Annotated in this window: 24 protein-coding genes and 1 tRNA gene; 7 read left to right on the top strand and 18 right to left on the bottom strand. The window is 70.1% G+C overall.

The features are described 5' to 3' along the window. Nucleotides 1-102: 102 nt before the first annotated feature. Nucleotides 103-2,322 carry an MMPL family transporter gene (locus OG623_RS20505; protein WP_406148269.1) on the bottom strand — a complete coding sequence of 740 codons (2,220 nt, stop codon included), beginning with the start codon at nucleotides 2,320-2,322 and terminating at the stop codon, nucleotides 103-105. A 119-nt stretch (nucleotides 2,323-2,441) separates the two neighbouring features. Beyond that, the gene (locus OG623_RS20500; protein WP_406148268.1) at nucleotides 2,442-3,014 is read right to left on the bottom strand and encodes a TetR/AcrR family transcriptional regulator; all 573 of its coding nucleotides are present in this window, start codon (nucleotides 3,012-3,014) and stop codon (nucleotides 2,442-2,444) included. Between the two features lie 220 nt (nucleotides 3,015-3,234). Between OG623_RS20500 and OG623_RS20495 the strand changes: the two genes are divergently transcribed. The 3 genes from OG623_RS20495 to OG623_RS20485 all read left to right on the top strand — a co-directional run bounded on the left by OG623_RS20495 (nucleotide 3,235) and on the right by OG623_RS20485 (nucleotide 8,387). Beyond that, nucleotides 3,235-6,627, top strand: a complete 3,393-nt coding sequence (locus tag OG623_RS20495) for a S41 family peptidase (RefSeq protein WP_406148267.1) — start codon at nucleotides 3,235-3,237, stop codon at nucleotides 6,625-6,627. Between the two features lie 156 nt (nucleotides 6,628-6,783). Further along, nucleotides 6,784-7,587 carry a helix-turn-helix domain-containing protein gene (locus OG623_RS20490; protein WP_406148265.1) on the top strand — a complete coding sequence of 268 codons (804 nt, stop codon included), beginning with the start codon at nucleotides 6,784-6,786 and terminating at the stop codon, nucleotides 7,585-7,587. Further along, a complete protein-coding gene (locus tag OG623_RS20485; protein ID WP_406148264.1) occupies nucleotides 7,584-8,387 on the top strand; it encodes a helix-turn-helix domain-containing protein in 804 nt (267 codons plus the stop codon). Before OG623_RS20490 ends, OG623_RS20485 begins: the two co-directional genes overlap by 4 nt. A 103-nt stretch (nucleotides 8,388-8,490) precedes the next feature. On the opposite strand, the gene OG623_RS20480 is transcribed toward OG623_RS20485, so the two are convergent. From OG623_RS20480 to OG623_RS20460, 5 genes are all read right to left on the bottom strand, one after another. Further along, the gene (locus tag OG623_RS20480; protein WP_406148262.1) at nucleotides 8,491-8,934 is read right to left on the bottom strand and encodes a peptidoglycan-binding protein; all 444 of its coding nucleotides are present in this window, start codon (nucleotides 8,932-8,934) and stop codon (nucleotides 8,491-8,493) included. A gap of 299 nt (nucleotides 8,935-9,233) precedes the next feature. Further along, nucleotides 9,234-9,461, bottom strand: coding sequence for a hypothetical protein (locus OG623_RS20475; protein ID WP_406148260.1), 228 nt, complete (start codon nucleotides 9,459-9,461; stop codon nucleotides 9,234-9,236). 86 nt (nucleotides 9,462-9,547) lie between these two features. Then, nucleotides 9,548-10,432, bottom strand: a complete 885-nt coding sequence (locus tag OG623_RS20470) for an SDR family oxidoreductase (RefSeq protein ID WP_406148259.1) — start codon at nucleotides 10,430-10,432, stop codon at nucleotides 9,548-9,550. Further along, nucleotides 10,429-11,388 carry an alpha/beta fold hydrolase gene (locus tag OG623_RS20465; protein WP_406148257.1) on the bottom strand — a complete coding sequence of 320 codons (960 nt, stop codon included), beginning with the start codon at nucleotides 11,386-11,388 and terminating at the stop codon, nucleotides 10,429-10,431. Before OG623_RS20465 ends, OG623_RS20470 begins: the two co-directional genes overlap by 4 nt. Beyond that, nucleotides 11,385-12,905 (bottom strand): flavin-containing monooxygenase, encoded by a 1,521-nt coding sequence (locus tag OG623_RS20460; RefSeq protein ID WP_406148255.1) that lies wholly within the window; start codon nucleotides 12,903-12,905, stop codon nucleotides 11,385-11,387. Before OG623_RS20460 ends, OG623_RS20465 begins: the two co-directional genes overlap by 4 nt. A gap of 169 nt (nucleotides 12,906-13,074) precedes the next feature. Here OG623_RS20460 and OG623_RS20455 point away from each other — a divergent pair, with 169 nt between their 5' ends. Next, on the top strand, nucleotides 13,075-13,704 hold the full coding sequence (locus OG623_RS20455) for a MerR family transcriptional regulator (protein WP_406151930.1): 630 nt from the start codon (nucleotides 13,075-13,077) through the stop codon (nucleotides 13,702-13,704). Between the two features lie 683 nt (nucleotides 13,705-14,387). Here the strand turns inward: OG623_RS20455 and OG623_RS20450 are convergent. After that, nucleotides 14,388-15,206 (bottom strand): exodeoxyribonuclease III, encoded by an 819-nt coding sequence (locus tag OG623_RS20450; protein ID WP_406148253.1) that lies wholly within the window; start codon nucleotides 15,204-15,206, stop codon nucleotides 14,388-14,390. Nucleotides 15,207-15,255: 49 nt separating this feature from the next. Here OG623_RS20450 and OG623_RS20445 point away from each other — a divergent pair, with 49 nt between their 5' ends. Continuing rightward, nucleotides 15,256-15,747, top strand: coding sequence for a GNAT family N-acetyltransferase (locus OG623_RS20445; RefSeq protein ID WP_406148252.1), 492 nt, complete (start codon nucleotides 15,256-15,258; stop codon nucleotides 15,745-15,747). On the opposite strand, the gene OG623_RS20440 is transcribed toward OG623_RS20445, so the two are convergent. Then, on the bottom strand, nucleotides 15,744-15,923 hold the full coding sequence (locus OG623_RS20440; protein ID WP_406148250.1) for a hypothetical protein: 180 nt from the start codon (nucleotides 15,921-15,923) through the stop codon (nucleotides 15,744-15,746). The genes OG623_RS20445 and OG623_RS20440 overlap by 4 nt on opposite strands. A gap of 305 nt (nucleotides 15,924-16,228) precedes the next feature. Here OG623_RS20440 and OG623_RS20435 point away from each other — a divergent pair, with 305 nt between their 5' ends. Beyond that, nucleotides 16,229-17,680 carry a hypothetical protein gene (locus OG623_RS20435; RefSeq protein ID WP_406148249.1) on the top strand — a complete coding sequence of 484 codons (1,452 nt, stop codon included), beginning with the start codon at nucleotides 16,229-16,231 and terminating at the stop codon, nucleotides 17,678-17,680. Nucleotides 17,681-17,738: 58 nt separating this feature from the next. On the opposite strand, the gene OG623_RS20430 is transcribed toward OG623_RS20435, so the two are convergent. The 3 genes from OG623_RS20430 to OG623_RS20420 form a co-directional block, all read right to left on the bottom strand. Then, nucleotides 17,739-18,524: an SAM-dependent methyltransferase gene (locus tag OG623_RS20430; RefSeq protein WP_406148248.1), complete on the bottom strand. Its 786-nt coding sequence runs from the start codon at nucleotides 18,522-18,524 to the stop codon at nucleotides 17,739-17,741. Nucleotides 18,525-18,674: 150 nt separating this feature from the next. Beyond that, a complete protein-coding gene (locus OG623_RS20425; protein ID WP_406148247.1) occupies nucleotides 18,675-18,992 on the bottom strand; it encodes a hypothetical protein in 318 nt (105 codons plus the stop codon). Continuing rightward, nucleotides 18,992-19,123, bottom strand: coding sequence for a hypothetical protein (locus OG623_RS20420; protein ID WP_406148245.1), 132 nt, complete (start codon nucleotides 19,121-19,123; stop codon nucleotides 18,992-18,994). Before OG623_RS20420 ends, OG623_RS20425 begins: the two co-directional genes overlap by 1 nt. Nucleotides 19,124-19,512: 389 nt before the next feature. Between OG623_RS20420 and OG623_RS20415 the strand changes: the two genes are divergently transcribed. Continuing rightward, complete coding sequence (locus OG623_RS20415) at nucleotides 19,513-19,779, top strand: GntR family transcriptional regulator (protein ID WP_406148243.1); 267 nt, start codon at nucleotides 19,513-19,515, stop codon at nucleotides 19,777-19,779. A gap of 84 nt (nucleotides 19,780-19,863) precedes the next feature. Here the strand turns inward: OG623_RS20415 and OG623_RS20410 are convergent. The 6 genes from OG623_RS20410 to glp form a co-directional block, all read right to left on the bottom strand. Next, a tRNA-Ala gene (locus tag OG623_RS20410) sits at nucleotides 19,864-19,937 on the bottom strand. An 87-nt stretch (nucleotides 19,938-20,024) separates the two neighbouring features. Next, nucleotides 20,025-21,200: a gephyrin-like molybdotransferase receptor GlpR gene (gene glpR / locus OG623_RS20405; RefSeq protein ID WP_406148241.1), complete on the bottom strand. Its 1,176-nt coding sequence runs from the start codon at nucleotides 21,198-21,200 to the stop codon at nucleotides 20,025-20,027. 124 nt (nucleotides 21,201-21,324) lie between these two features. Further along, on the bottom strand, nucleotides 21,325-21,945 hold the full coding sequence (locus OG623_RS20400) for a GNAT family N-acetyltransferase (RefSeq protein WP_406148239.1): 621 nt from the start codon (nucleotides 21,943-21,945) through the stop codon (nucleotides 21,325-21,327). A 17-nt stretch (nucleotides 21,946-21,962) separates the two neighbouring features. Then, complete coding sequence (locus OG623_RS20395) at nucleotides 21,963-22,475, bottom strand: molybdenum cofactor biosynthesis protein B (RefSeq protein WP_406148237.1); 513 nt, start codon at nucleotides 22,473-22,475, stop codon at nucleotides 21,963-21,965. Further along, nucleotides 22,472-22,972, bottom strand: a complete 501-nt coding sequence (moaC, locus tag OG623_RS20390; protein WP_406148235.1) for a cyclic pyranopterin monophosphate synthase MoaC — start codon at nucleotides 22,970-22,972, stop codon at nucleotides 22,472-22,474. Before moaC ends, OG623_RS20395 begins: the two co-directional genes overlap by 4 nt. 125 nt (nucleotides 22,973-23,097) lie before the next feature. Further along, nucleotides 23,098-24,408, bottom strand: coding sequence for a gephyrin-like molybdotransferase Glp (gene glp, locus OG623_RS20385; RefSeq protein WP_406148233.1), 1,311 nt, complete (start codon nucleotides 24,406-24,408; stop codon nucleotides 23,098-23,100). Nucleotides 24,409-24,411: the final 3 nt, after the last annotated feature.

The raw sequence follows: 24,411 nt of genomic DNA, 5'->3' as shown, positions 1-24,411 counted from the left end.
GTGCACGGGGGCTCGTCCTTGCCCCGGTCCCCCGTCCCCACAGGTAACCGGCGCTTCCGGGGCCGCGTTCCGCTCAGCCGCGGACCCCGGGGTCGTTGCGCATCATGCGCGGACCAGCTCCCGCTCCCCGCCGCCGTCGGCAGGGCCACCGTCGTCGGCGAGGTCCTTGCGCAGGGCCTCGCCCTCGACATCCACGTTGGGCAGCGCACGGTCCAGCCAGCGCGGCAGCCACCAGGCGCGCTTGCCGAGCAGGGCGAGCACCGCCGGGACGATGGCCATCCGCACGACGAAGGCGTCGAAGAAGACCGCGATGGCCAGCGAGAAGCCGATCATCTTGATCATCGATTCGCTGGAGCCGATGAAGCCGGAGAAGACGGCCATCATGATCACCGCGGCTGCCGTGACCACGCGGGCGCCGTGCTTGAACCCGGTGACGATCGCCTGGCCGGGCGTCTCCCCGTGGACATACGCCTCGCGCATCCGTGTGACCAGGAAGACCTCGTAGTCCATCGCGAGACCGAAGACCACACCGACCATGAAGATCGGCATCATGCTCATGATCGGACCGGTCTGCTCGACACCGAAGAGCGATCCGAGCCAGCCCCACTGGAAGACCGCGACGACAGCGCCGAGCGCGGCGACCACCGAGAGCAGGAAGCCGAGAGCCGCCTTCAGCGGTACCAGGATCGAGCGGAAGACCAGCATCAGGAGCAGGAAGGCGAGGCCGACGACGAGTGCCAGATAGGGCAGCAGCGCGTCGTTCATCTTCTGGGAGAAGTCGATGTTCATCGCCGTGGCACCGGTGACCAGGACCTCGGCACCGGTCTCGCTCCTGATGTCCTGGCCCGCGTCACGGATGGCGTGGACCACGTTCTCCGTCTCGACGGAGCTCGGACGGTCCTTGGGGATGACCGTGATGGTCGCGGTGTCGCCGGCCTTGTTGAAGGCGGCCGGAGCGACCATCGCCACCCCGCCGGAACCCTCGATCTCGTCGGAGACCCGGTTCACGGCGTCCTTGCCGTCGGAGCTGTTCCTCGTGTCGACGACGACCATCAGCGGGCCGTTGAACCCGGGCCCGAAGCCGTCGGAGAGCATGTCGTACGCCTGGCGCTGCGTGGTCGACTTCGGCTGGGCGCCGTCATCCGGAAGCCCCATCTCCAGGGAGGCCGCGGGTACGGCGATCGCGCCGAGGCCGAGTACACCCACCAGCAGCACCCACACCGGGCGGCGCAGCACGAAGCGGGCCCAGCGGGTGCCCGCGTTCGGCTTGGCGTCGGGCCTGTTCTCCGCCTCGGCGGCCTTGCGCGCCTTGCGTCCCATGACCCGCTTGCCCGCGAAGCCCATCATCGCCGGGACGAGGGTCAGCGCGATGAGGACGGCGATGGCCACGGTGCCCGCGGCGGCGAAGCCCATCTTCGACAGCATCGGGATGTTCACGACGGCAAGGCCGACCAGGGCGATGACCACGGTGAGACCCGCGAAGACCACGGCGGATCCGGCCGTTCCGACAGCCCGTCCCGCCGCTTCCTCGCGTTCCCGGCCCTCGGCCAGTTCGGCGCGGTAGCGGGAGACGATGAACAGGGCGTAGTCGATACCGACCGCGAGACCGATCATCATCGCGAGGATCGATGTCGTGGAACCCAGGTCCAGGACGCTGGCCAGCGCGGTGATCGTGGAGACCCCGATACCGACCCCGATGAGGGCCGTCAGCAGCGGCAGCCCGGCGGCGATCAGCGAGCCGAAGGTGATGACCAGGACGACCGCCGCGATGGCGACGCCGATGACCTCGGTGGCGCCGGTCTCCGGCATGACCTGGAGTGCGTCACCCCCGATCTCCACCTTCATGCCACTGCTCTGCGCGTCGTGACCCACGTCCTCCAGGGAATCCCGCGTCCCGTCGGTCAGCTCCATGGAGCTGACCTTGTAGGAGACGGAGATGTAGGCCGTCGAGCCGTCCTTGCTGACGGCGTTCGCCTCGTACGGGTCGGCGACCGAGGCGATCTGGTCCGAGCCGGACTTCAGCTCGCCGACGATCTCCTGGATCTCGGCCTTGTTGGCCGATGCCGTGACCTTCTGGTCCTCGGGTGCCTGGAAGACGATCCGGGCGGTCGCGCCGTCCGCGCTGCCTCCGGGGAATCGTTCGTCCAGCAGGTCGAATGCCTTCTGGGCCTCCGTGCCGGGGATCGAGAAGGAGCTGGAGGTCGCGGTGGCCGCGGAGGAGGCGCCGAATCCGGCCAGCGCCAGCAGAGCCACCCAGATCAGGGCGACGTAACGGCGGCGCCGAAAGGCGAGCCGCCCGAGTTTGTACAGGAATGTAGCCACGGAGGGGTTACTCCCGGTCAGGTCGTTGAGTGGAAAGGGCGTGAGGAACCAGCCCGACGACGAGAGCGGCGTGTCAGGTGGAGCGTCGGGGACAGGTCGTACGGAAGGAGAAGGGGATGTCAGACACCGAGGGCGGGGAACACCACGGACTCGACGTAATCGGTGAGGAACGCCCGGTCGACGGGCTGGTGGTCCACCAGCTCACGAGCGGCGAAGGCGCCGATCATCATGTGCGGGACATAGGGAAGCGCCGGATTGTCCGCAGGCACTTCCCCTCTGTCCACGGCTCGCTGGAGCAGCGCACCGAGGCCGGTCATCTCCGGCTCGATCAGCAGGTCCCGCAGCGCTTGGAAGAGGTCGGGGTTGTTGTGGACGGCATGGCTCAGCCCCCGCATCAGCGCGGAGTTCTTTTCCATCTGACAGTCGTCGGTCTGCCCCATCACGGCCAGGAAGTCACCGCGGAGCGAACCGGTGTCGACATCGGCAAGGTGCACCGGCTTGTCGTTGCGGAGCGCCTTGACGATCAGCTCGGCCTTGCTCCCCCACTGGCGGTAGAGGGTGGCCTTGCTGGATCGGGTGCGGGCGGCAACGGCGTCCATGGTCAGCGCTTCGTAGCCGACCTCGCCGAGCAGGTCGAGCACGGCGGTGTACAGCTCGCCCTCGCGTTCGGGCGTGAGCCGGCTGCGTGCCATGGATCGACCTCCTCTCCCTTTGTGCCCGCTGGATCGTACGCCTGCCGAAGATCAACCAGAAGACGGAAGGTCGAAGATCGACTAGCGGAACGAAACCGTTTCGTACACATCGAAGGTAACCCCCACCCCTAGCGAAACGGAACAGTTTCGCTTGTGTCCTGCACCACAGGCTCCGGCACCACAAGTTGCCGCGGGCCCTGCACACGGAAAGCATTGAAGGGTGAGTGACGACCTCGCGTATCTCCGTTTCCCGCACCTCCACAAGGACTTGCTCTGCTTCGCGGCGGAGGACGACCTCTGGGTCGCCCCTCTCGCCCCGGCGGGGCAGCGGCCCGGACGGGCGTGGCGGCTGACTGTCGACCGCACCATGGTCAGCCATCCGCGCTTCTCGCCCGACGGCAGCCGTATCGCCTACACGACCTGGCGCACGCTCGATCCAGAGATCAACCTCGTCCCCGTCGCGGGCGGGCCCGCCCGCAGACTCACCTACTGGGGCTCGACCGACGCCCGGGTCTGCGGCTGGAGCCCCGACCCCGGGGACTCGTCCCAGATCCTCGCCGTGTCCTCGCACAACCAGCCGTTCTCGTACTTCTCCTGGGCGTACAGCGTCCCCACCGACGGCAGCCCCGGCGGCAAGCTGCCCTGGGGGCCCGTGTCGGACATCGCGGTCGCCGACATCGACGGCGAGCGCCGCACGCTGCTGCTCACCGGGAAGCCGCCGCACGAGCCGGCGGCCTGGAAGCGCTACCGGGGCGGCGCCACGGGGCGGCTGTGGCTGCACGGCGAGCGGCTGCTGCCCGACATCGGCGGACACCTGGACGCGCCCATGTTCGTCGGGCGCCGGATCGCCTTCCTCTCCGACCACGAGGGCGTCGGCAATCTGTACTCCTGCCTGATGGACGGCAGCGACCTGCGCCGGCACACGGACCACGACGCGTTCTACGCCCGCCACGCCTCCGGCGACGGCAGCAGGGTCGTCTACCAGTGCGCGGGCGATCTGTGGCTGGTCGACGACCTGGAAGCGCCGGACGCGAGGCCCCGGAAACTGGAGGTGCGCCTCGGCGGCCCACGGACCGGCCGGCGTACCTACCAGGTGCCGGCGTCCAGCCATGTCGACTCGCTGTCCGTGGACGAGACGGGCCGGGCGAGCGCCGTCTCCGTACGCGGCAGCCTGTACTGGCTCACCCACCGCGACGGCCCCGCCCGGACCATCGCCGACACCCCGGGGGTGCGGGTCAGGCTGCCGGAGATGCTCGGCAGCAGCGGCCGGGTCGCGTACGTCACGGACGCGGAGGGCGACGACGCGATCGAGATCGCCCACCTCCCCCGCGCCACCGGCGACCGCCCGCCCCGCCGGCTGGCGGCGGGGCAGCTGGGCAGGGTCCACGAGCTCATCTCCGACCCGGAGGGCGAGCGGCTGGCCATCGCGTCGCACGACGGCCGGCTGCTGCTCCTGGACACCGGCCGGGACACGGAGACCGGGGTGGTGGACGTCGTCGAGATCATCGAGGACGTCGACAGCGGGCGCGTGGAAGGCAGCCTCGTGCGGGCCGGGGCCCCCGCGGAAGCCGTCGCCGATGACGCCGTGGAGGTCACCGAACTCATCCGCTCCGTGAACGGCCCGGTACGCGATCTCGCGTTCTCCCCCGACGGCCACTGGCTGACCTGGTCGCACCCCGGCGTCGGCCGGTCGCTGCGGCAGATCAAACTGGCCAGGATCACCGGCCCCGACGCCCCGGTGATAGTCGATGTCACCAACGGCCGCTTCGAGGACGAGAACCCCGTCTTCACCGGGGACGGCCGCTATCTCGCCTTCCTCTCCTGGCGCGGGTTCGACCCGGTGTACGACGTCCACACCGGCGACCTCTCCTTCCCGCTGGGCTGCCGCCCGTATCTGGTCCCCCTCTCGTCGGCGACCCCCTCCCCCTTCGCCCTGCTCCCGGACGGCAGGCCGGCGGCCGGCGGTCTGGACCCGGTGGACATCGCCGAAGGTCCGGTCGAGGGGCCGACGGTCATGGTGGAGTTCGAGGGCCTGGAGAGCAGGGTGACCCCGTTCCCGGTCTCCGCGTCGAAGTACTCGGGGCTCCAGCCGGTCAGCGGCGGCGGGCTGGTCTGGCTGCGCTGGCCGATCTCCGGCGCCCTCGGGGAGACCTTCGCGAACCCGGCGGACATGTCGGGCCGCCCCACACTGGAGCACTTCAACATCGCCAGGGCCCGCAGGACCGAACTGGTCGGCCACCTCGACTGGTTCGCGGTCAGCGGGGACGCGACCCGGCTGGTCGTCATGGACGACGGCGAGCTGCGCGCCGTACCGTCCAACGAGCCGGGCGACAACGACACGACGGTCTTCCTCGACCTGCGCCGCATCCTCCACGACGTCGACCCGGCGGCGGAATGGCGCCAGGCGTACGAGGAGGCGGGGCGCATCACCCGGTCCTACTTCTGGGAACCGGACATGTGCGGCATCGACTGGGACGGCGTACTGGAGCAGTACCGCCCGCTGGTCGAACGGGTCGCCACCCCCGCCGAGTTCGCCGACCTGCTGCGCGAGGTGCTCGGCGAGCTCGGCACCTCGCACGCGTACGTCTCGCCCGCCCGCCGCAACGAGGGCCCCCCGCACTACCAGCGGGCGATCGGGCTGCTGGGCGCCAACCTCGTGTGCCGGGAAGGCGACTGGACGGTGCAGCGGGTGCTGCCCGGTGACTCCTCCGACTCCAAGGCCCGTTCACCGCTCGCCGGTACGGGAATCCGGGAGGGCGCCGTCCTCACCCATGTCGACGGCCGCCCGGTCGATCCGGTGGCCGGACCGTACCCGCTGCTGACGGCCGCGGGCGGCACGACGGTGGAGCTGACGTTCCGCCCGGCCGGCGGCGAGTGCGGCGGCCGGTCCCGGCGCATCGCGATCGTCCCCCTGGTCGACGAGCGCCCCCTGCGCTACCAGGACTGGGTGGCCAAACGCCGCGAGGTCGTACGGGAGCTGAGCCACGGAAAGTGCGGCTATCTGCACATCCCCGACATGGGCGGCTCCGGCTGGGCCCAGTTCAACCGGGACCTGCGTCTCGAGGTGTCGCGCCCGGCACTGATCGTGGACGTACGGGGCAACGCGGGCGGCCACATCAGCGAGCTGGTCGTCGAGAAACTCACCCGCACCATCCTGGGCTGGGACCTCACCCGTAACGCCCAGGCGGTCAGTTACGCCTCCAACGCCCCCCGGGGCCCGGTCGTCGCCCTCGCCGACGAGGCCACGTCATCGGACGGCGACATGATCACGGCCGCGTTCCGGCTGTTGAAGCTGGGGCCCGTGGTGGGCCAGCGCACCTGGGGCGGCGTGGTCGGCATGACCGGGCGGCACCGGCTCGGTGACGGCACGGTGATCACGGTGCCGATGAACGCGGCCTGGTTCGACACGTACGGCTGGTCCGTCGAGAACCACGGCGTCGAACCCGATCTGGAGGCGCTGCGCACCCCCCTGGACTGGGCGGAGGGCCGCCACGCGGTGCTGGACGACGCGGTGAGGGTGGCCCTGGACCTCCTGGCCGCCCACCCCGCGGCCACACCTCCCACCTACGAGACGGCCCCGAACCTACGCAGGCCGCCGCTGCCGCCGCGTTAGGCAGACGGCGTCCGATGCGGCGTAGGCACCGCTGATCGCATACGTCAAGATGCCCCGACCCGCCACGCTTTGGCCGAATCACGCAAGGCACTCCCCCGGAACACCCGCGATGTCGCAGAATATTTGGTACCAACAGGACGCATCGGGGGAATCCGCATGGCGCAGTGGAAGGAGCTGCCGCCGGACATCGACGGCAGCGAACGTCAACTCCTGGGACATTTACGCCGTTTGAAGGATCACAGCGGTCTCAGCCTGGCCGCACTGGCCGGCCGGACGGGCTACAGCCGATCCTCGTGGGAGCGGTATCTGAACGGGAAGAAGCCAGTGCCGCGCAGAGCGGTCGAGGAGCTCGCCCAGGCCTGCGGCACGGAACCCACCCGGCTCATCGCGCTGCACGAGGTCGCCGAGCGCAACCGCGCCAAGGCACCCGGGAGGCGGTCCCTCCCGTCGAGTCCCGTACGGACGGGGGCGCGAGAAGCCGGACAGGACCAGGAACAGCCGCAAGGGCCGACGGCCGAGCCGCCGCCCCGGCCGGGCCGCACGGTGCGTCTGCGCGGGATGCTTCTCGCGTCGGCTCTCGCGGTCGTCGTGTCCTTCGGCGCCGGACTGCTGACGGCTCGGGCCTGGGAGGACGACGCCCCGGCGGTCACGACCGGTGGCTCGGCGGCCGAAACCGGGTATCTGCGAGGGCAGACGTACACCTGCGAGGTGCACAGGAAGGACGGCCGGCTGCGGGCGGGCCACAGCGACACCCGGGAGATGCTGCTCGACATCAACAGCACGGGCTTCGACGTGGTCGAGACGCAATGTCTGCTCCGCGCGAAGGGGTTCAGCCCCGGTGTCTTCGACGGGCTGTACGACGAGCGGACCAAGAAGGCGGTCACGGACTTCCAGCGCAGCCGCCATCTGGTCACCGACGGAATCATCGGCCCTGACACCTGGTGGGAACTACGCGCATGACGGCTCCGGTGTGCGAACAACTGGCGGAGGAGCTACGGGCGATCAGGGGGCGGTCCGGGCTGAGCCTGGCCGCACTGGCGTCCCGTACCCCGTACAGCAAGTCGTCCTGGGAGCGGTACCTCAACGGCAGGACGCCGGCCCCGCGTCAGGCCGTCGCGGCGCTGTGCGAGGTGACGGGGGAACCGTCCGGCCGGCTGCTGGCCCTCTGGGAGCTGGCGGACGCCGAGTGGAGCGGCCGGGCACGGCCCGCACCCGTGCCCACGCCGGCGGCCTCGCCGGGGGACGGCCAGGACACCGCGGCCCGCACGGGCGGACGCCGGTGGAAGGTGGCCGTCACGGTGCTCGTGGCCGGTGCGGCGGCGGCCGGCCTGGGCGGCCTCCTGCCGTCCCTGCTCCCCGGCAAACCGGAGAGCGGCGGGCCGGGAGGCGTTCAGGAGCCGCTCGTACGGAACCCGGGCTGCCGGGGAGACGCGTGCGAGGGCCACAACGCGTTGGCCATGGGGTGCGGCGGCGCCGGGATGATCACCACGCTCGCCACCCACACCGCAGCCGACGGACGGCGCCTGGAGCTCCGCCATGCCGAGCTCTGCCACGCCCTCTGGGTGCGAGCCACCGGCCTCACGCGGGGCGACCGGGTCGAACTGACCCTGCCGACGGGGCGCGTGCAGCGGGTCGCGGCCGAGGGGAGCGGCGCGCCCGGAGGGTATCTGGCGACGCCGATGGCCGCCGGCGACAGCGGTACGGGCGCCCGGATCTGCCTGGACAGGCCGGACAGCCTTCCCGAATGCTTCGCGGGCTGAACCGCTGTGCGGCCGGGCTGCGCCCGGAGGCCGGTGTCGTACGTACCGGGGGCCCGGCCTGCCCTCCGGCACGTACGACGGCCCAGGAATCGATCGGGTCCGATCAGGAGTTGCAGTACCGCGCGAGCGCCGCCTTGGTGCCCGCCCCGGCGATCCCGTCGATCGCCCCGGTGTAGCCCCAGTTCGCCTTCAGCCAGCGCTGCAGCGCCTTCACCGTGCCGCTCCCGACGATCCCGTCGATCGATGCGGTGTAGCCCCAGTTCGCCTTCAGGAAGCGCTGCATCGCCTTCCAGCTCTCGGTGCCGAGCTGGCCGTCGATGGCGCCGGTGTACCCCCAGTTGGCCTTCAGGTCACGCTGGAGCCTCTTGGCCTGCGTCGCGTTGAGGCCGAGGTTGACCACCGCGAGCGTGGTGGCGGTCCCGGAGACTGCCTGCGTCCCCGCGGACTGACCGGTCGCGGCGAAGCTCGTGCCCGCTGCCGCCACGCCTCCGCCGGCGATGGCGATCGCGGTGGTGACACCCACGAGCGTCCTTGTCATGATGCGCATGCTGGTTCCCTCTCCCGTTGTCGATCCGACCGTGCCGGCCGGTTCGGGAACCAGATTGCGGGGCGGTGAGGAGGCATTTCCACACCCGCCGAAAAGTGACGCACCCCTGGGACGTCCCACGCTCTGAGCTGCGGAAACACCGCCCGCGGTGACGGCTTGGTGGGACGGCGGGACGGCGGGGACGGCAGGACGACCGTGGTGGACCCGGACCGGACAGCCGGTCCGTCCCGCGCGGAAAGGGGCGCTCCCGGAATCACCCGGGAACGCCCCCTCGACACACAGCGCTCGGAGGCGCGAGGTCAGCGGTCGAACTTCTGGCGTACGTCGTCCGCCGCGTCCTGCGCCTTGTCGCGACCCTGCTCGGACGCCTGGCGGGCCCGGCCGGACGCGTCCTGGCGTCGGTCCTGGCCCTGGCCCTCGCCCTGGCCCTGACGCTGGCCCTCGTCCTTGCCGCCCTTGGCCTTCTGCTGCTTGGCCTGGTCGGCGAGCTCCTGCGCCTTGTCCTTGAACTGGTCTGCGATGCCCATGCCGTTCACTCCTATGTGGGTGCGTGGGGTCGGCCCCGGTGGGACCTCGCTCAGACTTACACACCCGGACATTCATCGCATTTCGATCACCCTTGGGAGACTCTGGCCTTCCGGTCGGCCTCGCCTCCGGCCCCCACGAGCCCCTTGCCGACGCTGTCGAGCCTGGATCCGAACCGCTTCATCTCACGCTGCCCGACGGTCCCTGTGACCATCGGCAGGTACCCGCGGACCGACTGCATCCCCCGCAGCCACCACTGCGCGTACACATGCGCGGAGCGCCGTTCGATCCCTGCCACGATCCGGTCGACCGCGGGGCCCAGCGGGTACGTGCGGTTCGTCGGCCACGGCAGTCGCTGCCTCAACTCCCGCATGACGTCGTCCTCGTCGGCGCCCCGCACCATGTCCGTGTCGGTCCAGGACAGATAGCCGACCCCGACCTTCACGCCCCGGTGCCCGACCTCGCCGCGCAGGCAGTGCGCGAACGCCTCGACGCCCGACTTGGACGCGCAGTACGCGCTCATCATCGGCGCCGGGGTGATCGCGGCCAGCGACGCTATCTGGAGGAAGTAGCCGCGGCTCTCCATGAGTACCGGCAGGAACGCGCGCGCGGTCACCGCCCCGCCTATCAGGTTCACCTCGATGACCCGTCGCCACGCCTCGGGGTCGGAGTCCACGAGGGGACCCCCGGTGGCGACACCCGCGTTGGCCACGACGACGTCGATCTTCCCGAAGCGCGCCTTGACCTCTTCCGCTACCCGGCTCATCGCCGCCTGGTCGGTGACGTCCGCGTACCAGTGGCCGCTCGTCGCGTGCAGCCGCTCCGAGACCTTCTTCAGCTCGTCCGGTTCGAGACCGACCAGCGCCAGCGTGGCACCCCGCGCCGACAGCTTGCGGGCCAGCAGCTCGCCCACTCCCCGCGCCGCACCCGTGACGACGACGACCTGTCCTTCGAGACTCCGCCTGCCGCTCATGCGACCTCCTCCTCGCTCACGGCTTCCGCCGTACCGCTGCCCGCGCCTTCCACAGTGACGTACAGAGCCGCCAGTTCGCGCAGCTTCCCCGTGACCGTCCCCGGCGCCTCGACCGGCGTCATGTGGCCCATGCCCACCAGCTCGGTGAGCCCGAGGCTCTGCGGCAGCGCGGCCTCTATGGCCCTCGCGTGCACCGGAGGCGTCAACCGGTCCTCCGTGCCCGCGATCACCGCCGTCGGCAGCCGCAGCTCCCGTACGCGCGCCTCCAGGTCGAGCTCCGCGAGCACATGGCCCCAGGCGACCCGCGCCCCGCGAGGACACGCATGGACGATCCTGGCACACGTATCCACCCGTTCCGGGGCAGAACCACGCCCCATCGTGGCGTACTTGAGGACCGACCTCGACACCGCGTTGACCGGGCCGAGCGGCGCGCGCGCACCGAGCACCGCCGCGGTCATCCGGGTGCGCAGGGCGCCGGCCCGCAGCGGTATCACCCGCGACTCGGCCGTCAGGCGCGAGCTGCCGGTGCTGCACAGCAGTACGGCAGCCCCGTGCTCCCGTACGGCGGCGCGGCCCGCCGCCGCCATCAGCGTCATCCCGCCCATGGAGTGGCCGCCGAGCACCGCCTTGCGCCCCGGCTCCAGGGTGGCGTCCAGGACCGCTTCGAGGTCGTCGGCGAGCGCACGCGTGCTGTATCCGCCGGCACCGGGCTCGGGCGTACGGCCATGGCCGCGCTGGTCGTAGACGACGACCCTGTGGTCCACGGCGAGGTCGCGTATCTGGGCGTCCCAGAAGCGGGTGTTGCAGGTCCAGCCGTGGGACAGGACCACGGCCGGGGCGGCCTCGGGGCCGTGCAGCTCGACGTGTATGCGCGAGCCGTCCGCGGACACCACGCTCAGTTCGCGTGCGGGTACGGGGGCGGGCGGGGTGTTGCCCCGCCGTGTCAGCCTGCTCATCGTGCGGCCTCCTCGGTCACGGTCCGTGCCCCGGGGAGGACAGCGGGTGGGCGGGTCACTTCGTACTCAGCGAGATCCACCGAGCGGGTGGCCCGCCGGAATTCGGCCGTGGTGCCGGGCCAGACCGTGGTGTTGCGCCCGTTCTCGTCGAGATACCAGCTGGTGCAGCCGCCGGTGTTCCAGACGGTCCGCTTCATCCGGTCCTGGACCCGCCGGTTCCAGGCACCCACCGCGTCGGGCCGCGCGTCGAGCGCGACGCGACCGCCCAGGGCGTCCAGCTGACGCAGATAGTCGGCCATGTAGTTCAGCTGGGACTCGATCATGAGGATCATGGAGGAGTTCCCGAGCCCGGTGTTCGGGCCGATGATCGTCATCCAGTTGGGGAAACCGGCCGCGGTCCCACCGCGCAGCGCCTGCACCCCGTCCTTCCACGTCTCGGCGAGTGTGATGCCCTCCGTACCGACGACCCGGCTCGCGATCGGCATGTCCGTCACATGGAAGCCGGTGCCGAGGATGATCACGTCGGCCTCGGTCTCGGTGCCGTCCGAACCGACCAGCGTGGAGCCCCGCACCTCGCTGAGGCCGGAGTCGACGACGTCCACATTCGGCTGCGCGAGCGCCGGGTAGTACGTGTTGGAGAGCAGGATGCGCTTGCAGCCGATGCGGTACGAGGGGGTCAGCCTGGCCCGCAGCGCGGGGTCCTTGATCGCCCGCGCCATGTTCGACTTGGCTATCCCCTCGATGAGGCCCAGCTGGTCGGGGTACTTGGTGAAGGCGCCCACCTGCAGCTCCCGGATACCCCAGAGCAGTCCGCGCCGCGCGGTGGCCGTGAAGGGCAGCGTCCGGTGCAGCCACTTCTCGGCGCCGCTGATGGCCCGGTCCATGCGCGGCATCACCCAGGGCGGGGTGCGCTGGAAGAGGGTGAGCCGGCCGGCCCTGGGCTGGATCTCCGGGACGATCTGGATCGCGGAGGCGCCGGTGCCGATCACGGCGACGCGCTTGCCGCTCAGGTCGTAGTCGTGGTCCCACCGGGCGGAGTGGAAGACCTTGCCGGGGAATTCGGCCAGCCCCGGGATGTCGGGCAGCTTCGGGTCGGAGAGCGGGCCGGTGGCGGACACGACCACGTCGGCGGTGACCGTGGAACCGTTCGCGGCTTCGATCACCCAGTGCAGCTCGTCGTTGTCCCACCGCATGACGGTGACCTCGTGGTTCAGCCTGAGGTGCGGGCGCAGTCCGAAGGTGTCTGCGACATGCTCCAGGTAGGCGCGGATGTGCTGCTGCCCGGAGAAGGTGCGCGGCCAGTCGGGGTTGGGCGCGAACGAGAACGAGTACAGGTGGGACGGTACGTCGCAGGCGCAGCCCGGATAACTGTTGTCCCGCCAGGCGCCGCCGACGGAGCCGGCCCGTTCGAGGACCAGGAAGTCGGTGACGCCCTCGCGGCGGAGCCGGACCGCGGCTCCGAGGCCCCCGAATCCGGATCCGATCACCGCCACTCGTACATGCTCGTGCTGGGCCATGCTGCCGCCTCCCCGCGGTACGTGACACGACTCTGCCAGCAATCACTGGCATGGTTGGGAGGGTAGAGCAGCTCCGTACTGATGGGTAGGGGGCGTGGCAAGGAAAGTTACCGGCGGTACAACATAGGGTGCGGGTGTGGCTGAAGGAGACGAGCACCGCGAGTACCGCATGGAGGAGCTGGCCGAGGAGGCCGGCATCACCGTGCGCACCCTGCGCTTCTACCGCGAGCGCGGCCTGATCCAGCCACCTCGCCGCGAGGGCCGCATCGCCTGGTACGACCAACACCATCTGGCCCGACTGCGCACCATCACGGGCCTGTTGGAGCGGGGCCACACCCTCAACGGCATCGCCGACCTCGCCACCACCTTCGACAGCGGCCGCGATGTCGCCGAGGTGCTGGGGCTGGGCGAACCGAGCGAGGAGACCCCGGTCCGGCTCACGCCCGAGCAGCTCGCCGACTACTTCCAGGACCAGGCGACGGCGGAGAACCTCGCCGCCGCCATGGAGCTGGGCTATCTCGGCATCGACGGCGACGAGATCGTCCACATCAGCCGCCGGCTGCTGGAAGCGTCGTCCGAACTGGTGCGGGCCGGGGTCCCGCTCGACGCCGTACTGAGCTCGGGCCGCCAGGTCCGCGAGCACGCCGACGCGCTCGCGGACCTCTTCGTACGCGTCCTGCGCACCCACACCGCACAATCCGAACCGGAGCATCTACGCACACTGGCCCAGGCGGTGGTGGACGCCGAGCTGTCGATGGCCCTGGACCGGCGGCTGCACGAGGACGAGCAGCGGGCGTAGGCCGACCGGTGCTACGGCTGGTGAATCAGCTCTCGTAGGAGACGGTCACCGGCGCGTGGTCGCTCCACCGCTCGTCATGCGTGGCGGCGCGCTCCATCCGTACCGTGAACTGATAGTCGGACCTGGACGTGTCCCCCACCAGACCCCTCGAACGGCCACGTTTTCCAAGGTCCTCCGCCCCCAGACGCTTATGGGATACCGCGCCCACAAGGGCAGACCGATACGCGACGAGGACGGGGCCCGGGCACTTATCGGCGAACCGCTCCTTGCTCAGGAAGAGTTCGACACTCCCAAGGAGAAGTTGGCGGAGCGCACGAACCACACCAACAGAACACACTCGAATTCCAAGTTCCTGTTGCTTCAGGTAACCCATTGCGAGGGTTGCCAGGGTCGCATGTACCGGACCCCTCGAAAGGGATTCCCTCCGGGCGACTACGTCTGTACGCCATCAAGGAATCGCGTAGGAGCAAGACGAGCCGCGCGGGTGTTCCGGCGGAGGGGCTCAGCGCCTGGAGGGGCCGGACAAGAGCCGTTTGCGGTTCGTGATCGCGCGTGACGTTCCGGGGCACGGCTGATCACCCAGAACATGGCGAACCGCGGCACGCGTACCCAGGGGAGGGGCGAGGCTCGACAGGAATTCACCCCTCCCCCCTTCGGAATACACGGAGCTGCGGGGCCTCGTCCTACCGCACTTCAAAGACGGCCGTGACGGGTGCGTGATCGGACCAGCGCTCGTCATGGCTGGCAGCACGCTCCACGTACGCCTTGACGGCCTTGGCTGCGATCCCGGGGGTTGCGCAGATCAGGTCGATACGCCAGCCGGCGTCGTTGTCGAAGGCACGTCCGCGGTAGGACCACCAGGAGTAGGGCCCCTCCTCGTCCGGATGCTGCGCGCGGACCACGTCGACGTACGACGCCTCGTCGAGCACCCGGGTCAGCCACTCCCGCTCCTCGGGGAGGAAGCCGGACTTCTTCTTGTTGGACTTCCAGTTCTTGAGGTCGGCCTCGCGGTGGGCGATGTTCCAGTCGCCGCAGACGACCACCTCGCGCCCCTCGGCCGCCGCCCGCGCCTTCAGCCCCTGGAGATAGGGGAGGAAGGCCGCCATGAAGCGCTCCTTCTCCTCCTGCCTCGGGGTGCCGACCTCACCGGAGGGCAGATAGAGACTGGCGACCGTCACACCGGGGAGGTCCACCTCGACATAGCGCCCGGAAGTGTCGAATTCCTCACTCCCCGGGATCCCGAACCCACCGAACCCGATCTGCACACGCTCCGGCTCGCGCCGCGTATAGACGGCCACCCCCGCGCGCCCCTTGGCCTCGGCGGGGGCGTACACGACGTGCCAGCCCTCGGGCTCACGCACCTCGTCGGGGAGCTGCTGCGCCTCGGAGCGGACTTCCTGGAGGCAGATCACATCGGCCTCGGTCCGCCCCAGCCACTCGACGAAACCCTTCTTCGCGGCGGCACGGAGCCCGTTCACGTTTACCGTGGTAACAGTCAGCATCCCCGTAGGGTACCTACGAGCGCTAGCGCATAGCTGTACCATTTCTCGCATGATTATCCAGCCGCGCCCTTTCGACCACCCTGACGCCGTCAAACTCAACGATCAGGTGCAGCTCGAATACGCCGAGCGCTACGGCGACGAGGGCGACATCACACCGCTCGACGCCACCATGTTCGACCCGCCTCGCGGTCTTTATCTGCTCGCCTACGACGAGCAGGACCGCCCCGTGGGCACCGGCGGCTGGCGCAGCCAGGAGCGGAACGCCGAGGGGTACTCCGACGGCGACGCCGAGATCAAGCGGATGTTCGTGATCCCCGAGGGCCGGGGCCGGGGCCTCGCACGCCGCCTGCTCGCCGCCCTGGAGGCCGACGCCCTCGCGGCCGGCCGCACCCGCATGGTCCTGGAGACCGGCGACCAGCAGCCCGAGGCGGTCGCGCTGTACACATCGAGCGGCTACACGTTCTGCGAGAAGTTCGGCCACTACCGCCTGTACGACAGCAGCATCTGCATGGCCAAGCCGCTGGGCCTGCCGCGGCACTAGACCATGGGCTTCACCAGCCCCCGGCCGGCGGGCTCGTGCACGGCGAACACGGCGTCACACGCGTCCCGGGCTCCATCCTCGTCCGCGAGCACGAGTGCCTGCTGGACCAGGAGCCGCGCGACGGCCACGCGACCGAGCACTTCGGCGATTCCAGGCGCTGAGGGTGAAGCCGACATGCGCGGAATAGAATATTCCAATTACGGAGAGCGGCCTCTCGCACGCTTCGACACCTCTACACCTTTTCTGGGCTTACAGAGCGCCGCCAAAAAAGCAAACCAATATTCTCGAGCACCCGATCAAGCCATGAGGGAACTCTGACCGCAGACTTCAGGCCACACCTAGGCCTCCCCTCGGCGGTGAGTGCGAAAATAGGCCTGAAATGGATTGTTTTGCTTCTGCGCAGTAAGCAATCTCGGTTATCGTGATTACTTTGCCGCCAGACGTGCTCCGACGCCAATATCAGGGGTCAGAGCCAACATCCATGAAACCCGCCGTCGTTTCCCATAGACCTTTTCCCATCTGGCTGATTCCGGTGGTGTGGACCATCGCCTTCGGTATGTGGGGCCTCTCACGGCAGGCCAGTGTCTGGCGGGACGAGGCCGCGACCTGGCAGGTGGCCCTGCGGTCCACTGGCGACATAGCGCGCATGCTGGAGCACGTCGACGTCGTGCACGGCTTGTACTACCTCTCGATGCATGGCCTCTTCGAGTGCTTCGGGCCCTCCACCACCGTCCTGCGACTGCCGTCCGTGCTCGCCATAGCGGCGGGGGCCGCCTGTGTCTCGCTGATAGGTCAGCGACTGGCGGGTACACACGTCGGCCTCGGGGGTGGCCTGGTGTTCGGAATGCTCCCGGCCGTGCAGTTCTACCTCCAGGAGGGCCGCCCCTACGCACTGGTGGCAGCCGGGGCCGGTATCTCGACCCTGCTGCTCGTGACGGTGCTGCAGGGACGCGACCGGGGGCGGTACTGGGTGGCCTACGGCTGCACGGTCCTCGTGTGCGGCTACCTGAACTGGCTGGCGCTGCTGATCCTCCCCGCGCACCTGGCCACTCTGTTGTGGACACGGACCGCAGGGCGGGTCCGTGTGCGCTGGGCCATAGCCTCGACGGCCGCCACGGCTGGTGTCGTGCCCCTGATCCTGTTCAGCATGACCCAGTCCGCCCAGGTGTCCTGGGTGCCGCCGCTGACCTGGCACATGCTCATCGGCCCGGCGGTGCTCCTGGCCATCGGCGGGCTCGGAAGCCTGGTCAGCCGGCCGACGGCTTCGAGGTTGTCGGTGGCGGCGGTCGGACTACCCCTGCTGGCAGTTCCGCAGATCGGCCTGATCGGCCTCTCCCTGTTCCAACCACTCTTCGTGGACCGCTACATTCTGTTCAGCCTGCTCGGCCTGGCGCTGCTGACCGGCGGGATCATCGACGCGGCAGTACGCGAGGCCGCACGACGTTCGGCCAGGGCCTCGCGATGGGTGCTTCCCGTCGTGATCGCCATGGCCGTGATCTCGCTGCTTCCTCAGTCGCTGGCGAAGAGGTCCCCGGCGAGCCGGGTCGACGACGTACTCGCGGCCGCCGAACAGATGCGACGCCTCAAACAAGACGGAGACGGCGTGCTGTTCATACCCGCAGCACGACGGGACACCAGGCTGGTCTCCCCCGACGCCTTCACAGGCCTGCGGGACATAGCCCTCGCCCGGACGCCCGAGGAGTCAGGCACGCTGAAGGGAGTGGAGGCGAGCCCTTCGCAGGTCCGCGCGGCGATGCTCGCCGAGCGACGGATACTCCTGATCACGGATGCGCCGCAGGTGGCGAGGCCGACGAGCGGGGAGCGGGACCGGACGAAGACCGAGGTGCTCAAGAAGTACTTCACACCGGTGTCCGACGAACAGGTCCGCGGCCGAAGGGTGACTGTGTACGAACACCTCACCTCCGCCCCGTGACCGCCGGCGAGGCCACGAGGCCGGTCATGGCACCGGCCACCGTTCTCCGGCCGTTCTCTCAGGAAACCCGCGCCACCCCGACGTAGAACCCGCTCCGCTCGTACACCGGCGCGGGATCCTCGCGGTACCACTCGGGCGCCGTGACGAGACCGGGCTCGACGAGCTCAAGCCCCTCGAAGAACGGCTCGACCTCCGCACGCGTACGCATACGGAGCGCGATGGCACCCTTCTTGTACGTGGCCTCCGTCTCCTGCTTGAGCTCCGGATGCTGATCGGCGGTGCCGTGCGACAGCACCAGAAAGCTCCCCGGAGGCAGCGCACCGACCAGCGTGCGGGTGATGCCGTACGGGTCCTGGTCGTCCGGCAGGAAGTGCATCAGCGCGATGAGGGACAGCGCGACGGGCTTCCCGAAGTCAAGCGCCTTCGCGGCCTGTTCGAGAATCGCCTCGGGCTGCCGCACATCCGCCTGGATGTAATCGGTCGCCCCCTCGGGGTGGCTCACCAGCAGCGCCTCCGCGTGACGCAGCACGATGGGATCGTTGTCCGCGTAGACGACCTTGGCGCTCGGGGTGATGGCCTGGACGATCTGATGGAGGTTCGGCGCGGTGGGAATGCCGGTCCCGATGTCCAGGAACTGATCCACGCCCTGCTGGGCCAGCCAGGCGGAGGCCCGGTGCATGAACGCCCGGTTCCGCGCGGCGTTGGCGCGCGCCTCGGCGGGCAGCTTCTCCGCGACCTCCTGATCGACCGGGTAGTTGTCCTTCCCGCCGAGAAGCCAGTCGTATACCCGTGCCGGGTGCGGCTTGCTGGTGTCGATGTGGGAGCTGGGTATGCCGGCAGTCACGGTGCGCCCTCCATACAGAACCTCGAACAGCCACCCCCGCCCTGACTCCACGTGACCCTCAACAGCGGTCACGGACAGGACGGGTGAGCGAAGAGGCCCAGATTACCGGTCGGTCGCGGCGACGGACACCGCTGTGCCTTCCGTCAGTCGTCAACCCAGACGCATCCCGCGCGATTCGGCGACCCGCAGAGCGTCACCGAGGCATTCGGCGAGCCTGATGCCGGCGTAACGCACCTCGCTGTACGGGGACATGACGTCGCCCAGCACCGTAAGGGCGTTGCCGAGAACCTCGGCCCCCGCGCCCAGTTGCGTGGCCTCCGTCTCGTCAGCCACCTGCGAGAGGTGGCTGTTCTCGTCGTCCGTGACGAGGAAACAGGGCTTGCCGTCGGGGGACGGCCAGGGCAGAAGGCGGGGCAGTGTCGCGGCCTGCGGGGCGGACGGGACCTCGGGGGTCGGCGTGTCACCCATCAGGCCACCACCCCCTGCGCGCCGACCACGTGCAGGTCGAGGTCCAGCCCGAAGTCGGCAGCGAGCACCAGGGCGAGCCGCCGCCGTCGCTGTGCGTACTCCTGGTCCGAGGCGAGGAGGTACGGGCGCACCAGCGGACTCGTCGCGCCGTCCAGCGCATGGTCCGACCCGTAGGGCGACCGAGCGGCGGGGAGATGAGGACGAGGCGCGCTTCGGCGGCAGGGTGGGGCACTTTGTCGCTGCGAGGGGGCGTCCCCGGAGCGGTGACAGCCGGCACGGAAACCGAGGGCCGGCCTCCTCAGCAGGCATGCGGAAATCCAGCGGATAAGGTCGTACACGTCGACGCTCCTAGCGCAGCGTTGGCCACGCCCCGGGAGGTCTAGCCACCTCGCCGGGGTCTGTCGTATCGACCATACCCGCAACCGCGTCCCCCTGCACCCCCCTGCAAAGGTCCGCGTCCGGACGCTGTGCACCGCTACTCGCCTCTGTACGCTGCGCCATGGTGCGCCACTGTTGGGGGATGAGCGATTTCCCGCGCTACGAATACGTCAAGCTTGCCGACGCCATCGCCGCTGATATCGCGTCAGGCAAACTCCCGAAGGGCGCTGCCCTTCCCGGCGAGCGCGCCATGACGGATCTGCATGGGGTGAGCATCGGGACCGTACGTCGCGCCATCGTGGAACTGCGCAGGCGCGAACTCGTCGCAACCCTGCCCGCGAAAGGGACGTATGTGATCGGGACTCCGGAGGCAGCCATCGACACATCGGACGAGGACAGGCCCACCTGAGAAGACAGGCCCACCTGAGAACCAGGGCCTCAAACGACGAGATCCCGCCCGATCTTTCGATCGGACGGGATCTCGTGTGTGCGGTGGACCTGTGGGGATTTGAACCCCAGACCCCCTCGATGCGAACGAGGTGCGCTACCAGACTGCGCCACAGGCCCTTGCAACGAGTGAAACTCTAGCACCCCGATCGGGGTGCTCGGAAATCCGTATCCCGGCAGGTCACCGAGTCGGGGTCGCCGTCGGTGTCACTCGTTGGCCGCGCGCGGCCGGTCCTCGTCGTCGTACTGGTCGAAGAGGGGCGTGCGGCCGCGGTCGCGGGTGCGCCTGGGGCCGCCGTTGCCCCGGCGGCGCGGGGCCGCTTCGGCGTCGGGGGCTGCCGGGTCCTGGGCGGCCTTGGCGTCTGTACGGGTGGGCTCGGCGGGGCTGGAGCGGGCCGCGCTCCAGGTCTCCGGGTCGCCGACCTCGACCCCGCCCGTGGCGCGCGGGGCGACCGGGGCGGTGACGTACGTCGGCAGCGGGACCGGCACCGGGTCCCAGCTGTCGCCCTGGGCCGGTCCGCGTTCGCGCTGCTGGTCGACCCACTCCGCGTGGTCCGTCTGCTCGACGAGGGCGCGGCGGCCCGCCTCCTGGGGCGAGACCGTGGGCACGGGCGTGACCGCTTCGGGCTCCTCGTCGGCATCGGCGGGAGCCGAGGAGGCGGCCTGGTGCCTGCGGGGCCGGTTCTCGCGCAGCCGCTGCGCGGCCACCTCGGCCCGGCGCCGGTCCATGGTGAAGACGAACCTGCGGCGCTCCTGACCGCGCAGATGCACGATGTACGTGCTCAGCAGCACGGCGGGTACGGCCGGCGCCCAGAGGAAGCGGAGTCCGCCCACCGCCGCGACGACCGCGCCGAGCGTGAACGCCATGAAGAGGATCGTGGTGGTACGCCGACGGCGCGCCAGGACCTGCGAGCGCCGTCGGCGTTCCCGCTCGGTCTCGGCACCGGAAGGCCGTCGGCCGTCCCGGCGGCTCTCCCGGCGGGCGGAAGACGGGCGGGCGCCGCCCTGCGGACGCTCCTCGTCCTGCCGGGCGGCGGGGACCGGGGGGCGTACCCGTACTTCCGTATGGTCCGGGGGCGTGGAAAAGGCCCGGACGTCGACGGACTCCAACTGGTCCGTGACGGCATCCGGGTCCACGTCGCCAGGCGCCTGCTCGGCATCCCGCTCCCGCAGCTCCTTGGCGTAACGGCGCTCCATGGCCGCCCGTCCGGACAGCAGCCGGATGGCGGTGCTGAAGCGTTCCGTCGGACGGGCTTCATTGAGCTCGTCCTGCCTGCGGAGCCACATCGGCACCAAGTAGGCGGCCCAGGCCCCGACGATGACTGCGTAGATGAGGCCGCTGCTGCTCACGCTCACACCGTAGAGGGGTTTGCACGGCGGCATCCGCCAATTGGACCGGTGTGTCGCACGATCCGGCTGATATCGCGGACTTTTTTTGTGATTGTTCGGCTCAACAGTCGCCGAAAGTGAGTCTGATTACTGTCAGAGAGCGATCAAATTCGAACACTTATTTCATTTCCCCGGGTGTGCGGGGCGAACCCGGCCGCATCCTGCGCCAACGCCGCAGCAGCCCGTCGGGGACTTCCTCCGCGGTGAGCGCGAAGATCAGGTGATCACGCCATGCGCCGTCGATGTGAAGATAACGTGGACGTAGTCCCTCGGCCCGGAATCCGAGTTTCTCCACGACCCGTCGGCTGGGGGTGTTCTCGGGCCGAATGCATACCTCGATCCGGTGCAGTCCGACCGTACGGAAACAGTGGTCGACGGCGAGTGCCACCGCGGTCGGCATGACCCCGCGGCCCGCCACGTCCTGATCGACCCAGTAGCCGACATGGCCCGAGCACATCGAGCCCCAGGTGATGCCCGCCACCGTCAACTGCCCGACGAGGCGCCCCTCGTACTCGATGGCGAAGGGCAGCATCCGGCCCGCGTTGGCCTCGGCGCGCAGATGGCGGATCATCTGACGGTAGGTGGGGCGATGGGCCACAGGGCCGCCCGGGGCAGGCGGCGGTACGGTCGCCTCCCAGGGCCGCAGCCAGTCGCGGTTTCGCCGGTTGACCTCGCGCCACATGCTCTGGTCGCGCAGCTTTATCGGGCGGAGGGTGACGGTGCCGTCGGTCAGGATCACCGGCCAGGTCCGGACGTTCAGCTCGGGCTCCCCGGTCGGGGGTGATCGCCGCCGCGCAGCTGGTCGACGGCGTGCACCAGTAGCCTGCCCAGGACCGCGAGCCCGTCGCGCACACCGCCGGTCGAGCCGGGCAGGTTCACGACGAGCGTGCGGTCCGCGATGCCCGCGAGGCCGCGGGAGAGTGCGGCGGTGGGGACCTTGTCCCGGCCCTCGGCGCGGATCGCCTCGGCGATGCCCGGGATCTCACGGTCCAGGACACTGCGGGTGGCCTCGGGGGTGCGGTCGGTGGGCGAGATGCCCGTACCGCCGGTGGTGACGATGACGTCGTAGCCCGCGGCCGTTCCTGCGCGGAGGGCCGCTTCCACCGGGTCGCCGTCGGGGACGATCTGGGGGCCGTCGACGTCGAATCCGAGGCCGGTGAGCGCCTCGGCGATGAGAGGGCCGCCCTTGTCGGCGTACAGACCGGCGGAGGCGCGGTTGGACGCGGTCACGACCAGGACCCGGTACCGGTGTCCGCCGGGCGCCGTCATGCGTCCGCCCCGTCCGGTGCGGGGCGTCGGTAGTCGCCGGACGTGCCGCCCGACTTCGCCTCGACCCGGACGTCCGTGATCACCGCGCCCTTGTCCACGGCCTTGATCATGTCGATCACCGTGAGCGCGGCGACCGTCACGGCGGTCAGCGCCTCCATCTCGACACCCGTACGGTCCGTGGTCTTCACGGTGGCCAGGATCTCCACCGCGTCGTCCGCGACGCTCAGATCGACCTTCACCCCGGAGACGGCGAGCGGGTGACAGAGCGGGATCAGGTCCGGGGTCCGCTTGGCCCCCATGATTCCGGCGATGCGCGCCGTGGCGAGGGCGTCGCCCTTGGGTACGCCCTCGCCCCTGAGGAGTTCGACGACGCGCGGCGACACCAGGACCCGGCCGCTCGCCCGGGCGACACGGGCCGTGACGTCCTTCTCCGACACGTCGACCATGCGGGCCGCACCCGCCTCGTCGATGTGCGTCAGCCTGTTCTGCGTACTCAACTCACTCCGCCTAGCGGTAGGGCGCCGGTTGCCCGCCCGTCGCGCTCCGGAGCGCGCACCAGGGGACCCGGGGTCTTCCCCCGGTAAGGCACAGCGCCAGATACCGTACCGTCACCGCGCCCGGGTCAGCGGAGGAGGACCACCTCGGCTTCCGTGCCGGGCTCGGCCTTCGTGACGTCCTCGGGCAGCACGATCAGCGCGTCCGCCTGGGCGAGGGCGGCGATCAGATGCGATCCGGGTCCTCCGACAGGGGTCACGGTGCCCGCCTCGGCGTCATAGGTCCCGCGCAGGAACTGGCGTCTGCCGGCCGGTGAGGTGAGCGCCTCGTCGGCGCTGAGCGTGGCCCGCACCCTCGGACGGTGGACGTCCTCGATCCCCATCAGCGCCAGGATCGCCGGCCGGACGAACAGCTCGAAGGAGACGTACGAGGAGACCGGGTTGCCGGGCAGCGCCATCAGCGGCGTGTGGTCGGGGCCGATCGAGCCGAAGCCCTGCGGCTTGCCCGGCTGCATGGCGAGCGTGCGGAAGTCGACACCGCTGCCCGGCTCGTCCTCGTCGCCCACGGAGGACAGGGCCTCCTTGACCACGTCGTACGCGCCGACGCTCACACCGCCCGTGGTGACGACGATGTCGGCGCGGATCAGCTGGTCGTCGATCGTGGCCCGCAGTGTCTCGGCGTCGTCGGCGACCGCCGGCACGCGGTAGGCGATGGCTCCCGCGTCCCGCGCGGCTGCGGTCAGCGCGAAGCTGTTGGAGTCGTAGATCCGGCCGGCGGTCAGCTCGTCACCGGGCTGCACCAGCTCGCTGCCGGTCGACAGCACGACGACGCGCGGACGAGGCCGAACCCGCACCGTGGACCGGCCGATGGCCGCGAGCAGTCCGATCTGCGGCGGTCCGACGACCGAACCCGCGCGCAACGCCAGATCTCCCGGGGTCACATCGCTGCCCTTGGCCCGGACATGGGCGCGCGGCTCGACGGAACGGTGGACGCGGACCTCGCCGCTCGCACCCTCCGGGGCGTCGCTGTGGGCCCGCATGGCGGAGGCGGGGCCGCCGCCCGTGCCGCCGTCGGTCCACTCGACCGGGACGACCGCCTCGGCGCCCCGGGGCAGCGGCGCACCGGTCATGATGCGCGCGGCCTCGCCGGGGCCGACGGAGCGGTCGCCGGCCAGGCCTCCGTCGCCGGCCGCGACATCACCGATGACGGTGAGCACGGCGGGGAACTCCTCACTGGCGCCCTCGACATCGGAGATCCGGACGGCGTATCCGTCCATCGAGCTGTTGTCGAAGGGCGGCAGGGAGACCTCCACCACGACGTCCTCGACCAGGACACAGCCCTGGGCGTCCGGCAGTTGCAGCTCGATGGGTTCGAGCGGCTTCACCGCGGCGAGGATGTCGTCCAGGTGCTCGTCCACCGACCAGATGGTGCTGCTCAAGCT

Source organism: Streptomyces sp. NBC_01012 (assembly GCF_045162755.1).
Taxonomy (GTDB): domain Bacteria; phylum Actinomycetota; class Actinomycetes; order Streptomycetales; family Streptomycetaceae; genus Streptomyces.
This window is presented reverse-complemented; position numbering and strand designations above follow the sequence as displayed.